The organism is Paenibacillus sp. FSL K6-1217 (genome assembly GCF_045040735.1).
Taxonomy (GTDB): domain Bacteria; phylum Bacillota; class Bacilli; order Paenibacillales; family Paenibacillaceae; genus Paenibacillus_AQ.
The window spans coordinates 5,976,629-5,991,277 of record NZ_CP150271.1 but is presented as its reverse complement, the minus strand read 5'-3'; the positions used below and the strand labels follow the sequence as shown (position 1 = coordinate 5,991,277).

The 14,649-nt window shown below is 39.0% G+C and carries 11 protein-coding genes; 1 reads left to right on the top strand and 10 read right to left on the bottom strand.

The features are described from left to right. Positions 1-68: 68 nt before the first annotated feature. From MHH28_RS26450 to MHH28_RS26430, 5 genes are all read right to left on the bottom strand, one after another. Positions 69-1,172 (bottom strand): slipin family protein, encoded by a 1,104-nt coding sequence (locus MHH28_RS26450; protein WP_405117259.1) that lies wholly within the window; start codon positions 1,170-1,172, stop codon positions 69-71. A gap of 1,039 nt (positions 1,173-2,211) precedes the next feature. Then, the gene (locus MHH28_RS26445) at positions 2,212-3,051 is read right to left on the bottom strand and encodes a copper amine oxidase N-terminal domain-containing protein (RefSeq protein WP_405107109.1); all 840 of its coding nucleotides are present in this window, start codon (positions 3,049-3,051) and stop codon (positions 2,212-2,214) included. A 54-nt stretch (positions 3,052-3,105) separates the two neighbouring features. Then, positions 3,106-3,429 (bottom strand): phosphoribosyl-ATP pyrophosphohydrolase, encoded by a 324-nt coding sequence (locus tag MHH28_RS26440; RefSeq protein ID WP_405107107.1) that lies wholly within the window; start codon positions 3,427-3,429, stop codon positions 3,106-3,108. Between the two features lie 5 nt (positions 3,430-3,434). Next, positions 3,435-4,121 (bottom strand): nuclease-related domain-containing protein, encoded by a 687-nt coding sequence (locus tag MHH28_RS26435; protein WP_405107104.1) that lies wholly within the window; start codon positions 4,119-4,121, stop codon positions 3,435-3,437. Between the two features lie 142 nt (positions 4,122-4,263). Continuing rightward, positions 4,264-4,551 carry a hypothetical protein gene (locus MHH28_RS26430; RefSeq protein WP_405107101.1) on the bottom strand — a complete coding sequence of 96 codons (288 nt, stop codon included), beginning with the start codon at positions 4,549-4,551 and terminating at the stop codon, positions 4,264-4,266. 705 nt (positions 4,552-5,256) lie between these two features. Here MHH28_RS26430 and MHH28_RS26425 point away from each other — a divergent pair. After that, complete coding sequence (locus tag MHH28_RS26425) at positions 5,257-8,619, top strand: Eco57I restriction-modification methylase domain-containing protein (protein WP_405107098.1); 3,363 nt, start codon at positions 5,257-5,259, stop codon at positions 8,617-8,619. A 96-nt stretch (positions 8,620-8,715) separates the two neighbouring features. Here the strand turns inward: MHH28_RS26425 and MHH28_RS26420 are convergent, their stop codons facing one another. The 5 genes from MHH28_RS26420 to MHH28_RS26400 form a co-directional block, all read right to left on the bottom strand. Next, positions 8,716-10,032 carry a hypothetical protein gene (locus MHH28_RS26420; RefSeq protein WP_405107095.1) on the bottom strand — a complete coding sequence of 439 codons (1,317 nt, stop codon included), beginning with the start codon at positions 10,030-10,032 and terminating at the stop codon, positions 8,716-8,718. Between the two features lie 374 nt (positions 10,033-10,406). Next, positions 10,407-11,453, bottom strand: coding sequence for a 5-methylcytosine restriction system specificity protein McrC (locus MHH28_RS26415; RefSeq protein ID WP_405107092.1), 1,047 nt, complete (start codon positions 11,451-11,453; stop codon positions 10,407-10,409). Continuing rightward, positions 11,440-13,545: an AAA family ATPase gene (locus tag MHH28_RS26410; RefSeq protein WP_405107089.1), complete on the bottom strand. Its 2,106-nt coding sequence runs from the start codon at positions 13,543-13,545 to the stop codon at positions 11,440-11,442. The genes MHH28_RS26415 and MHH28_RS26410 overlap by 14 nt, the downstream gene beginning before the upstream one ends. A 197-nt stretch (positions 13,546-13,742) precedes the next feature. After that, positions 13,743-14,066, bottom strand: a complete 324-nt coding sequence (locus MHH28_RS26405) for a nucleotide pyrophosphohydrolase (RefSeq protein WP_405107086.1) — start codon at positions 14,064-14,066, stop codon at positions 13,743-13,745. A gap of 156 nt (positions 14,067-14,222) precedes the next feature. Beyond that, complete coding sequence (locus tag MHH28_RS26400; protein WP_405107083.1) at positions 14,223-14,630, bottom strand: hypothetical protein; 408 nt, start codon at positions 14,628-14,630, stop codon at positions 14,223-14,225. Positions 14,631-14,649 lie beyond the last annotated feature (19 nt).

Genomic DNA, 14,649 nt, shown 5'->3' with positions numbered 1-14,649 from the left:
GCTTCTCATATAACAAGAATCGCCCTCCACTAGCTCATTCGCTGAGCTGTACGGAGGGCGATTCTTGTCTATTTACTTGCGCCGATGAGCGAGCTTAACCGCTCCAGCAGATCGCCGCCGCCCGTAACCGAGATGGACCCGATCCGGTCGCATATCTTCTCCAGGAATTCCAGCTCCTTGAGCCGGAACAGCGTCTGGTTCTCATCCATCAGCTTCGCCGTATTCAGCAGGCTGCGTGTCGAGGCTGTCTCTTCCCGGCGGGTGAGCAGGTTGGCCTGGGCTTTTTTCTCAGCGAGCAGTACGGTGTTCAGGATGTCCTTCATCTCTCCCGGCAGAATCACATCCTTCACCCCTGCCCCGAGGAAGCGCACCCCGAACTCTTCTTCCTTCTCCCGGATACGATCGAGGATGAACGTCGCCACATCCTCCTTCTGCTTCAGCAGATCGTCCAATCTCAGCGTCCCGACATATTCCCGCAGCAGGAGCTGAAGCTGGATGTGAATCTGCTCATCGAAATCCTTCATCTCCAACACACGGTGCGGACTTACGATTCTGTACTGGCAGACGAAGTTCAGGCGCAGCGTAACCTTATCTTCCGTCATCATCTCCTGGCCGAGCAGGTCCATCTGCTGCTGTCTCAGATCGACCTTCTTGGTCAGCACCGAGACGGGTCCCTTCCAGAAATAATACTTCCCCGGCGTCAGCTCCCGCTGAAGCGTATGATCGTAGAACAGGAACCCCAGCTCGTGGCTGGCGATTTCGCAGCTCTGTACATACGGCGTAAGCCGCGCGATGATTGAGCGGTCAATTCCGGCGGGCAGCTCCGGCACACGAATGTCCGTGTGGACGAAGGTGTGCTTCCTCAGCGGATTCCAATACGCATACACCCCCGGCTTCAGCAGCTGCATGAACTGACCATCCTCATAGTGCAGCACATTCTCATGATCCTGTACCCGGACCACCTCAAGCTCCCGCAGGAGCTCATCATCCTGTAAGAACAGCTGCAGGTCCTTCCCGCCAGCACTAAAAGGCTTAGCAATATCCAGTACCACCACAGTATGCTGCGACCAGGAGAAATAACGGTAGGTTCCCGGCAGCAGACGCTTCACATAACTTCCCTTATGAAAGAGCAGACCGCGCTGGTCCGCTTGAATCGTGATTGGCTTCAACATCATATGTATTACCCCCTTCATGATTGGACCAATGGAAGACAGAATCCCGCTGCGGACCCGGACGGAATCACGCTTGAGACAGCCGATCTGCCGGGAGATCCGGGAGGACTACTTGAGACCTGAGCTAACCCAACCTTCAGCCAGCCTTCGTTCCCTTCTGTCCTTACCTCAGTCTCCGCAAGCTTCCCTGCTGCCGGTATCCACGGATTACAAAGCCCTGCCACAGTAGCGCTAGACCAGCCGCCAGGGATTCTGTCCATTGGTTTCCTTACTCAGATTGTGCTTCAATTGTGGCTCGATGGAAATCGAGTAGTGTAACCAACGTCGCTGTGAAGGCGATCGGGGAATCGAACCCCTTATCTGCTCTTACCGCAACGGACCGTACAGGATACCGTAACATACATGCCGGCACTGCGGGATCACCAGAGATCCCCGCCTCGTTACGCCCGCCCGGATAAGAACCGGTTGTAGGATGAACGCGCTTGGCGTTACCTTACAGGGTCTATCATCGCTGATATCCAGCGGGGCGAACATGGCGGAAGTATTACGATGGGAGAATAAATTTCCAGGGGGGATTGTATGAGGCACAGGAAAAAGCCCAAAAGCAGGTGGGGGGCCTGCTTTTGGGCTTGGTTAGGGGGATTGGGTTTGTATATTCAAAATTACTACAAAAGGAAATAGGCCGCCCTGGTCAAAGGAGACGGTCTATTTCTGCCTAAACCTATTACCAAGCCACCGCCCTTAAAAGTGGATATTGCTCCGAGAGTCGTGTTAGCGCACGGCTCTCTTTTTTTATTATCTGGTTGTGTTGATTCTCTCTTTCCACAAAAAGAATCAGGCCACCCCGGCCAACGGTAAGCGTCCTATTTCAATGGATAACCTTTAGAAGCCGCCGCCCTTATAAACGGCTATTGCTCCGAGAGTCGTGTTACCAGCACGGCTCTCTTTTTATTATACTTTCTCCTGCCTATTGCACCGCTCTCTTAGAATTTCTCATTAGCCCGAGCCCACTCTTCCGTGCCTGGCCTCCTTGTGTTCTTTACTCAATCCGTGAATTAAAAATCACATAATCCGGCGCTGCGGGAACATGAATGGTGAATGACAGGGCAGCCGCCTTAGGAGTCGGTTGCGAAGGGCCGGGAAGCTGCCGGACTACGGCCTGCCCCTGGCTGTTCACAGCGACAAACTCCAAGCTGGAAGCGCCCTTGGGAATAACAAACCCAGAGGCATTAATCACACTGAGACTCAGCCGGAAGCCTTTGCTATCAGCAGACTGCGTCAGTAGTGTCGGATAAAAGGGATTGTGGTGCTCCCCTCCCAAATCTCCAAACGGGGTCACGCTCTGCCAAGACTTGGCCTGCGGCAGCACCGTGTCTCCCCGGCCCTGCACTATCAGTACTTTGAGTCTGAGCACCTTATACATGTTCTCCCATTTCACCTTCTTTAGCCCAGAGAGGATCGGGTTCATGGGCGCAAACAGCACGCCCTCCTGCAGCTGCGGGGATACTCCCAGCGCTATTGTATTCCCGTCTTTGGTTACCGCCGTAGCCTGCCCGGCCCGTAACTGTCCTACACTCTCCCCAAGAAGGGATACCGTGGCACTCTTTGTTGTAGCATCATACGTCAGCTGTGCACCCAGCGCACCTGCGAACGCACGGACAGGTACCATCAATCTGCCTGCCTGTATATAGGGAGCCAGCTTACCTGGAAACAGCACATATTGGCTATTGATCAGCAGCGGACTAATCTGGTTCCCCACTACCGGTGTGGCCTGCGCCGGAGCCGCCGAATGTATGGCTGGCAGCAGACCAACACACAGCAGCATAATCAAGGTTTTCATAGCCAGCCGAAAGAATGGACGATGGCGATATTTTTTCATAATATTTCTCTCCCTTCGTCGTGAATAATTTGAATAGAATTAAATGCCTAATGACTACTCCGTCACTTCAATTAGAAAAGTTCGATCTCTAAAGGCTCCACGTTCCTCCGCTTTCTTTGCCCGTACCTTCTCTAGATCCTCTGGCAGGATCTTATGTATTTGAGCAAGAGCATGAACCACCTCAAGAATATCGGCCAACTCTTCCACCGCTTCTGCATCACCAGCAGCTTGATTATACTCTTCTACCTCTTCACGAAGCTTCTTTTTCAATTCAGAAACATAGGATTCGTACTCCAACGTTATGCAATTACAGTCCTTACCCGACTCTTGAATAATCTCAGGGATTTTGTCACGAACAAGCTTGTTGTAGATCGGCATTCCAATCAGCTCCGTTTCTTGATTTTATCGATATGAAGCTTGCGTATCTCGGCATCGGTAATATTAGCCTGAACCAAATGATCATATACAGTTTGGAGCTGCACCGCAGAAATAGGAGGCTCAGGGTTCACCGTTTTCAAGCTGATCAGCTTCCTGGAGATAAACTCGCTTAATTCCACATCATAGACAACCAGTTCGTCCGAGTGGATCTTCCGCAGCTCCGGGTCAATACTGAACCTACATCTCATCGTGAATGAAATCATAGAGATGTATTTTACGGTGGCTACATCTTTTAGCAGACTTTCAATGGCCTTGATATGCCCATAGTTCTGCTTCAGCGGATTATACATCTTGTACCGGTTACTCACCGACCATTGCTGATCCGCCCACCCACCTTTAATTTCTCCATTGTAGTTTTTCGTCTCAATGACAAATATGCAATATGGGGAAATAACAACATGATCAATCTGAGCGTAACCTGTTCTAGACTTGGGATTAGGGAGCAATAGATCACTTAGTGATTTACAGTCCTTAGGTAGCTGATCAAGCTGAATGTTAATTTTATGCTCGCCTAGTTCACCAATTCGGGTGGGAGCAACCTTGGGCTTAGCCTTAGAAGCTTGTGCCTTATGTAATGTCTGTGGCGGCTTAGGGTCTGACTTTTGGAAGAGTTTCTTTAGTGCTTCAAACATACCCCAACCTCATATCCTCTGGATTTACAATATGTATGGTAATTCGACAATATGGGAAGGATTCCCTTCCGAAAATAAGCATAAGAAAAGGACTGTCGCGTGGACAGCCCAAACGTGAATATGCTTATGTTGTCTATTTTGCTTACTCCGAGAGAACTGAAGGAGCATTAAAAGCATGTGCAAGCTGCATTCCATCCTTGAGTCCTTGAAGATATAGACGTTCATAAATAACGGATTGCTTTATAGAAAGCTTATCCTCCCAGATTTCAAATTCTGACTTATGTGCAATATCCATAGAAGCAAACAACGCTTGAAAGGCTTTGCGTTCTTCGTCAAAAGTTTGTCTTGGCTCTGATTCATGTTCAATCTGTGCACTCACCTCAACCAAACGGCTTTCAATTGTTTCTATAAACCATGCTGGAAAGCTCATCGTATCTCCTCCTAAACTGTAGTTTACCCTTTGAATATCTGCTCTAAATCATTTACTTCCATTTATGGAATTAAAGCACTTCATTGAAAAACTAAGGGAACTTCTTTGCTGGAGAGTGCTTTCTGGCTAAACCAATCTTCTTGCGGGAATATATTATATTGATTAAAGTGTAAACGAGGTAAGTATAATTTTAATGCGAATATCGAATTAAAAATAAATTTCATAAGACAACTCTTAGAGCCCCGGAGCGACGAGTATATCCTGTTTCAGAAAATTGAAATTCCAAGAAAATGAAGCAGAAAAGATTTCATCACCCGGTTATAACCTTTGAATTGGACATTAACCCGACCAATTTCTACGATTGGAAGTTCAGCATAGATTTACAGGATTATGAGGTGGTAGCTGTTACGAAGATACTGGAGGTTTCGGTAGGGGAGTTGTTGGGGGAGTGTGTAGACTCCCTCTATAGCTTATTGATAGTTAAAACTAGAGATAACTAAGAAAAAGAAAGGGGTAACCGTACTCCCTCTCTAAAGTCTAAATTAGATAAAATCATGACCTATATACTCAGCAATACCTCTTCTAGTTTCTCCCGGAGAAAATGTTTAAGCGAAAACCTTTATTTTAAAATTAAGTTGTAGTTAAATCAAAATACCATTATAATTATTACGTGTATATACTTCTCGTGATTTTGGAGGCTAATTAATGTTAACAAAAGATATTACAAATTTTGATTTAGAGTTTCATAGTATTCTTGCTCAAGGGATAATTAACGCTTCCCAAATGTTAACCACAGCTTCTCTTTCGAAAAAGGAACTATTGTCCCATCCTGTTATTAAATCGTCTCTTAATTGTATTTCATCAACGAAGTTTGAACAATTCAAATTTTGGTTTTTTAGTTTATCTAAGGGAGAATATGAGGAACTAAGCGTAAAAGCTAAGACTTTAAAATTAACACCAGACAACTTAATTAACAAGAGTGCTCAGAATATTTTCACTCCTGAAGAAACTAAATCTAAAGGTGCAATATTCACTCCTTCTTGGTTATCTTCTTATATCACAAAAAAAGCACTGCGTTACTGGAGACAATTTAACAACGGAAAAGGAGAGCCTGAATTGGCTGGTGATTTTAGCTGTGGACCGGGCATTTTTTTATACCACTTATTTAATAATTTAACAGAGAAAACAAAAATTATCGGTGTCGACTCATGCCCTGAGTATGTTGCACTCGCACGACTCCATACAATTTCTTATGATAAAAGGAAATCCATTAGTATTGATTGTTTTGATAGTCTCATCGATAATTACAACTTATTTTCTAATGTTTCAAATGAAAGCAGCTATATATTACATGATTTTGATATTGTAATAGGAAACCCTCCTTATATTCGTTCTCAATTATTAGACCCTTCATATAGTAAATTATTGAAACAATTTTATCCTGAGATCACAAATGGAAATTTCGATATGACAGTCTTATTTATTCTCCAAACGATACAAGCGTTGAAAACTGGTGGAGTAGCCTCAATTATTGTATCTAGTAAGTTTATGAGCTCGAAATACGGTGCCTTTATCTGTAAAATGCTTTCAGAGGAAGTTCGTATTTTAGATATAGTTGACTTTGGTGACGGTCAAGTATTCACTGGAAAAACAACTTATACTGCAATACTAACTTTTGTTAAATTGCCTCCTGCGGATAGCTTCAGTTTACATCAATTCCCTCCTGGATTGAAGTGGGATATGGAGGGTAGTCATTTAGCAGATGCTCGAAAAATAGAGATCCCTGCTGATCGCTTAAAATCACATCCCTGGACTTTTACTACTGGGATGCACGATAAGATTTTCAATCTAATGCAACATGCTGATCTTCCTAATCTTACAGATATTTTCCCTAAAGTTCTTCAAGGAGTTAGAACAGGGGCTAATAATTTGTTTGTCATTGAAAATTCTTTATTAGAGGAGTATGGCCTTGAGGAAGAGCTACTTCTCCCTTTCATCAGTGGTGAAAATATTAAAGCAGGTCGAATTATTAAACCCACACATTCATTAATTTGGCCTTATAAATATAGCTCAGAAACCAAAAAAACAGTATTGATTCCTGAGGAGTTAATGAAAAACAAATATATAGCTACTTGGGACTATTTTCAAAAACATAAAAACGAACTAATAGAACGAAATGTAGATAATACAGATAAATGGTATAGCTTTTCACGTGTTCAAAATTTAAATTTATCGAGAAGCAGAAAAATATTAGTAAAAGAGATGATGCCTGCCTCTCAATTTGCAGCAGATATAAAAGGAGAATTTATTTTCAGTTCTGGATATGGTTTGATTTGTACTGATAGTATGCCAGATCTAGAACTTAAAATGTGGGCTGCTGTGTTATCTACACCGACAATTGAGTTTCAATTAAGATTTCTCTCCACTCAATTGCACAGCGGTTGGTTTAGACTTTTAAAGCAACATTTGAATAGATTAAAATTACCTAATTTTTCCATTAATCAAAGGGAGAACGCTAAAGAGTTAGCTAGGAAAATTAATAATGATCCACTCAATTTATTATTGTGGGATAATTTAGATAAAGTAGTAGCTGAAGCATTTAACCTCACGTCCGATATGAGAACTAAAATTATTGATTATCTTACTCCTATACACGCGATATCTTGTCCTGTAAAAAAAGAAAATGTTCTTGATAAGGAAATCCTCTCTATTTCTACGAACATAGATCAAGAAGAAACGGCGTATCCTGAACTTACAGATGAACAAAGAAGTCTGTATTATCCAGTTGAACTTATGCAATACAACAAGACCCACAGACAAAGATTTGATCTTGGAAAATTAGTTACATTCACTAAAAATAAGAAAGATACTCCTATACACCGTTGGTATAATTATACTCAAGGATATTCTGACGATCTTGTTAAAATTCTGCTTAATGAATTTAATGCTAACTCTTCCTCTTTAGTTTATGATCCTTTTTTAGGGAGTGGGACGACATTGTTAACTTGCCGTTCAGTTGGTATTAATTCACTAGGAAGCGACGTTTCTCCATTAATGACATGGTTAGCACAGCTAAAAGTAACTAAATGGGACACAAATAAACTACTCTCAATGATAGAGCTGATAGAGAATGCTGAAATTACTGACCATGAGTCTTACGGGGATTTATTATTTTTAAAATTTTTAAATAAAGCATTTTCTCCTGAAATCTTAACTCAAATTGTTGGATGGAAAAATTATATAAACCAACTAGAATTGGATTCAGTCTATAAGGATTTTCTATTCTTGGGTTTAATCAGTATACTTGAGGAGATTAGCAAGATAAGGAAACATGGGTCTCATTATCGCTTTTTAGATAATACTGATAGTGTTGGTCTCAAAAAACTAAATATTAAAGTAATTAATGATTTTGCTAATATCAGACCTATTTTATTAAACAAATTGCATTTGATGATTGACGATGTTCATAAAGTGAATTTCCCAGATCCCTTAGCTAAATCTAGAATCTTTAATATAGATTCAAGAGTCAGCATTCCGACTCATGAAAAAATTGATTATGTTATTACATCTCCACCATACCTTAATAGAAATAATTATTTAACTCAGCAAAAAGCAGAGCTTAGTATTCTAGGACTACTAAAAAATGAAGCGCAATTTAAAAGTATAGTTGAATCTTCACTACGATCCCACGTTGAAGGACGATTTAACAAATACCCCGAGTCTGTTATTCCGGAGGTAAATGATATCATAAAAAAGATAGTTTTGACGGATAACAATAATGCAAAAATTCCTCATATGGTTGCAGGGTACTTTGATGACTTGAGTGCCACTCTACTAAATTTGTCAAAAATGATGCGCAAAAATGGAAAGATGGCATTCGTAGTCGGTAATGTGAGATGGGGTGGGGTAGTTATTCCAGTAGATCACTTGTTATCCTTGATTGCAGAGAAGGTTGGTTTCACCACAGAAAAAACACTAGTTACACGCTTTAAAGGGAATAGTCCTCAACAAATGAAAAGACATGGTAAAATTCCTGTGCGAGAATCGATTGTTATACTGCACTATTAGGACAATTCATTTAATCTATTTTATTTATATTAATAAAACCTCCAAACTCAACAAATGAGTCTGGAGGTTAGCATCAATTAAATTGAGAATTCACTATTACAAGTCCAATCTTTTAAATCTCGCCCGTTTCCATGTATTCCATTTTATCGTAAATTCACTTTCATCCGTTATGCATTCTAACCATTTTAAATTCTCTAATAGAGAATTATCTCTTAGCAAACTCAACTCATCTGTAACTAGAGAATCGGCACCAATTAAAAAGTCATACCCTGCCATTTCCAACATATGCAGGTATTTAAGAGGTGTTTTTTTAGTTACTCCCCAATTTCCGTCCAGTACTCCTATCCAGTAAAAATCTTTTTCTCTTATCTTTATCTCTTTATCTATGATTTCTCCTCTATAAAAAAGGCTTCTTGCTACCTGCTCTTTAGTTCTGTTTTGTATGTTTTTTCCATGGCCTTCTTTTCCGCCACCAGTTGCTTTAGATTGTATAAAAACTGGCATATCAAGCTTATTTGAATATAGCACAAAATCTTCTGATACTTTTGTATTATCTACGTGCATACCACCCAGATGATGTATTAATGATGGTACACTAACATCTTTTGCTAATCCGCCTAAATAAGCAAAACCATCATATTTTAAGAGTAAATCTATGGCCGCTTCAGCAGGGTTAAAGAATGACCTAGATTCCCAAATATTGCTCCAATCATCATTTACATAATTTGTCCATTCTTTTCCATTTCTATTTCTCGTTTCAACAGAACGTTGATATGCTGTGTCCATACAATGTCTAAATATTTCGTTTGTTATGTAGGAGGGAAGCTCTCCCTCGCAGCCAATCTCGCTCATTGCCTCCCACATACTTAACCGAAGCGAAGAGCTAATTGGTTCTGCATCCCAAAGTTTTGTTTCTTTAGCTTTCCATTCACTTGCAAGTTTACTCCAAGTTACTTCATGCTTTAAAGGTATATTCATAGGATTTTCTTTTACTCTATTTATCTCATCGTCAAAATTAGTCTCCCACACAAATATAGTTTTATCAAAAAAGTATTGAAACGCTTCTAATATATATGGGGCCCACGTATGCTTATTTCCTCCTATTACTAGGATACCTCTTATATTCGGATATGCCGCCTTCAATAAAATAAGCTCTCCAAGTTTTAATTGCAATTTGTTTTCATTACTATGTCCAGGTTTATCTGGTTTGCAGTATGTAACAGATACGAAGGCCATCGGTGAAGTAGTATTTGGCCAACAAGAGTCTACTTGTATATCATACTTTATACCCTTATGGTTGTTATATATTACTCTTCCACTGTTCCATCCCAAAGCATTTTTCACAGCCTTCTCAAGCCCACTTCCAAAAACCTGGACGTACTTTAGGCTTTCACTTTGACTACCATATTCCATCTGAATATCCTCCTATAATATTGGTTTACTTTTTAAGAAACAACAAAATCTTTCTCTAAGCGATAATAGGTCTTCGTGATCCTGAGGTTTTAATAAACATTACATTATAATGGAAATATAGTTCATTGGTAGAAATTTGTCAAAGCTTGTTACTTAATTAAAACTTTTTTCGTGATATTTTAAAATATACCTATTATTTTATTATTTTTCGCCCAACTTATTTCTAGGGTTTACCTTATCATTAATAAAGCGATTTTAGACACCTGGCTGGGATGCCCTTATTTCTCAGTGCATTTATAATGATCCCTCTTAAGTTTCATATTATCTTATCATGCTACATCGAATTTCCCCGGCACAAAAGCGAATTTATGAAGCTATGCAAAAAATTGATTAGCATAAGCTATTAAGTTTTCCTTTATGCCGTTAAAATCTTGTTGTAAATCAAGAGATACAACTAAAATTTGATTACCTTTTATACTGTAAATATGGTTAGGTTGATTTAAAGCGGTTGTTTTAGCATAAAGTATCATACCTGCCACAGTCTCATCATTCTGTTTTTTCCAGTTATTTAAATATGCAAACATTTGATATAGGTTAGAAGATATTTGCTTTGGAACTCCACCTTCAAACCTCGCTGCCATATTCTCAGAATAAAATTTTGCATCCACAATCAATGTTTTTTTATCCTTTTGAAGTACAAGGTCTGTTTGCATAATCGGTAAGGCATCTGTAAATTCATCATCAACAATCCACTGGATTTGAGGATGAGATACGTTATATTCCGTTTCACGTTTGAAAAATGCATAAATGAATTTTTCATATAAAGACCATAATCTTTGTTCTTCTTGAATCTCTTTCATCCTTTGGGATGTTGAGCTTTCATCGAATAATAACTGCTCATAAAGATATCTGCACACATCTACAATAAAGTGATAGCGAATGTTTTGGCGGTTATATCTAAGGTTTTTCCATAGATTCAAGTTTAGCTCTACATCTGATACTTCTGTGAAATAAGGCAGTAAACCGTAAAAAATTCTACGTGTCTTTCTATTTATTTTATTTGAGCGTGATAGGTACACAAGTGTCGCTTTGATAATTTGATTCAACAATATATTTTCAGAGAAATCATCATAAACTACTGAAACTTTCTTAATTATCAATGTATTTTTATTTATCGTTGAATTGATATCAATCTTCCCTTTAATGACATTGGAAGCATCTTCGATACTTATATAATCTTTTATTAATCCTCCACGGATCAAAATGGGTATCCCAATCGCTAAAATTTCTGAATACAGCTCTTCAACATTCTCAAACTTTTCTGTTCCAATTTGTTTGTACTCGGAAAGATGTAACGTTTGATATGCATAAGAAAGCATATAGTATATATTACGAATTGGAATATTATTATTTCTCTCCATCGCAACAACCTCTTAGTCGTTTAGCCCAATCGTCTGCCTTCTGTTCATCATCAAACCAATACTCGAATAGCTGTGGAATAATTTCATATTCAATTACTTCCTCTACACGCTTTGCGGTATCTACTTTATAAGCATCGCCTGTAAAGTAGCTATGCCCAATTTGAAATCCTGACCCTAGCTCTTTAACAATTTGATTATTTAATCTTTTGATTTCATCAATGATACGATTTAAACATTGTGGATTATTTAAATCATTTATATAGGACTTAAATGTATCATTTTGGAAAGCTGGTTTAATTTCATAAAACGAAAATCTTCTTCTAAGTGCGTAGTCTAATAAGGCTAAGCTTCTATCGGCTGTATTCATCATTCCAATGATGTATAGATTCGACGGGACAGAAAACTTATCATTAGAATATAGAAGATTGATCTGTTCACCTCGCTTATCCGCTTCGATAAGCATCATTAATTCCCCGAGTATTTTACTCATATTTCCACGATTAATTTCATCAATAATAAAGAAGTAGTCTCGTTCAGGATCTCGTGCTGCTTTTCTAGAAAACTTCACAAACGGACCTTGTTTCAGTTCAAATCCATCCCCTTCAGCTTTAGGACGTAACCCTTCAATAAAATCCTCATAACTATAGCTTTGGTGGAACTGAACCATATGAATACGCGTTTCATCTTTTTCTTCCATCATTACATACGCTAATCGTTTGGAAATAAACGTCTTACCTACTCCTGGTGCACCTTTCAATATAAGATTCTTCTTATTTTCAAGTAGAGAAATCAGACGTGCAATTTCCTTTTTTTCAATAAAAACATCCGAAAGAAAATCCTCCATTGTAAAGGATTCATTTTCCTGAACAGTGGGCTTAGATTCAATAAAACGAATGTAGTAGTCAATTGAACTGCCCGATACACCTTTATATTTTGTGTAGGATTTATCTGATACAACAACATCTTTCAACTGTTTTAGTTGCTCAATATCTGTTTCACCAAAAATTAGAGAATCAAAATGGTGCTCTATATCCTTTAACGCACTTACTTTTTGCGTAACTGTTTTATCATTTAAGCTAACTCCTGTATCCGTAACTTGATTGGATAACCAATTTCGAAATTCATTCACTTCAGCCATTTTTGGATCAATAAAGTCTTCATTCATTACTTGATCAATTTCTTGAATGTAATTTGGATAAGGATTTAGACATGTTAACGTTTTCTGAGCAAAAGTCTGATTTAATTCCCACTTTCCAACTTGAAGCCAATCTACTTTTCTTCTATGTTTATATTCTGATGCTTCATTATCGAAATAATAATCTCCCGTAACAACTCCGCGCGCGAGGATTTTCTTAATTCCCTCTTTTACATATATAATGTCACCAGCTTGAATTTCCCTATAGAAATCCCATACAGCCTTTGTATCATTTACAGGGCGCACCCCATCCGCTCTTTGCTCAGCTATTTTTCGTTCAACATCTTCCTTTGAATCATAGTGTTTTAGATCCCCTAAATAGTCCCAACCAAGGGCAATCATATTTTCGTTTTGGAACTGATCCCATAATCTCGAATATTCACCCGGAGAAATCAACCAATAATTAACACTGTTGTCAATTTTATCTTCTTGATTTGCAATTTTCTTCTCTTTTTTAGGATAAGTTAAAGTAGGATTCTCATCATAATATAGAAATATTAAATATGATCGCATTAAAACGCCCCAGTCAGGTATCCCACCTATACTATCAGGCTTACTTCTTACGCCGCGACTGTATTCTTCTTCCGCATATTTTTTTATAAATTGATTTTTTCTCGCAACAAACTTATCTGGATATCGTGGTGTACCTTTACCACTTACTAACCTCTCAATATCCTGATCACTTTGTTCTGTTATTTGCTGATAAATATTTTTATATTCTGAATATGATTGATAATCAAAGAAATTCCCCTTAAAACCGCTACCTAAAGCAAACTTTTCTAACAACTGCCCAAGTTTCTCAAGATATGGCGTGTACCATCCACCTGTTTTTTCACCCAAGTTTTCCGTAACCCAAGCTTTATACTTTTCTTTTTGAGTATTTACAACATCATTCATAGTGCACCTCCAAAATTAAGATAAAATGACTTTCACTAAAAGCTCTGAAAAATAGGTGTTTCGCCCAACTTATGATATACGATGAGGTATCAGTCACTTTATTTGTAAAGGCACCAACATTGTGATATCAGCAACCTGTTACAGCAGAGGTACTCTATATAGCATAGACCTCGTAGATAATAAAGACCGGTATTTATCTATGTAATCTTGAAAGAGCTTCCCTTGGAGCTGGATATGGGGTATTTCTTCGCGTTTTTGTCTATCTTCTGAAGGATAGCGTCCTTAACATCGATCTGCAGATCATGCGCAAGCGTAAGCGTGTAGATGAGAATATCAGCGATCTCGTCCTGCATGTCGGAATAATGTTGCTCTATGGCTTGCTGGCTGTTCTTCCATTGGAAAAGCTCCAGCAGTTCGCTAGACTCCAGCGTGATCGAGAGCGCCAGATCCTTGGGATCATGGAATTGCTTCCAGTCCCTATCGTCACGGAATTGGATTATTTTCTTCATTAATTCGTCCATATGTACCCCCATCATGTTGGTCAAATTCAATTTTCCACAATTTCTCTGTATGTAATGATGATAGCCCAATCCTTAATGTAAATCTATGATATTCCTAAAATTACACAGAAAAGGACTCCTATTGGAGCCCGGGTTCGCCACAAGGTGTAGAACTATTTAGAGTTGAAATTCTGAATTGGAGCTGGTAACTGCCAATGGAATTATTGCCTTCACAAAGGTTTCTTTACTAGTTTGGATCGCTAATTCTTTTAATTTGTCTTTCCCTTTAATAATAAAAAAAGGTGTGCCAGTATCATAATAATTCGAAAAATTGTTCGGTGTTATTTTTTCGCCTGTGATAGAGTAACTGGTAACTTTTCCGATTTCCAACTCAACTTCACTGGCAGATACCTTTTCGTCAGTTACTAAATAAATCTGGTCATTCCATTTTAAAATAGGAGCTGCGTTACTCTGAGAGGATTTAATTTCTGTAAAAGTAATATCCTTCTTTGTTGTATTAGATTCTTGAGAATTTGAGCAAGCGGTCAATATTATTAATAGAGAAATCCCTATCAATCTTTTCATGATATTCCTCCATACAAAT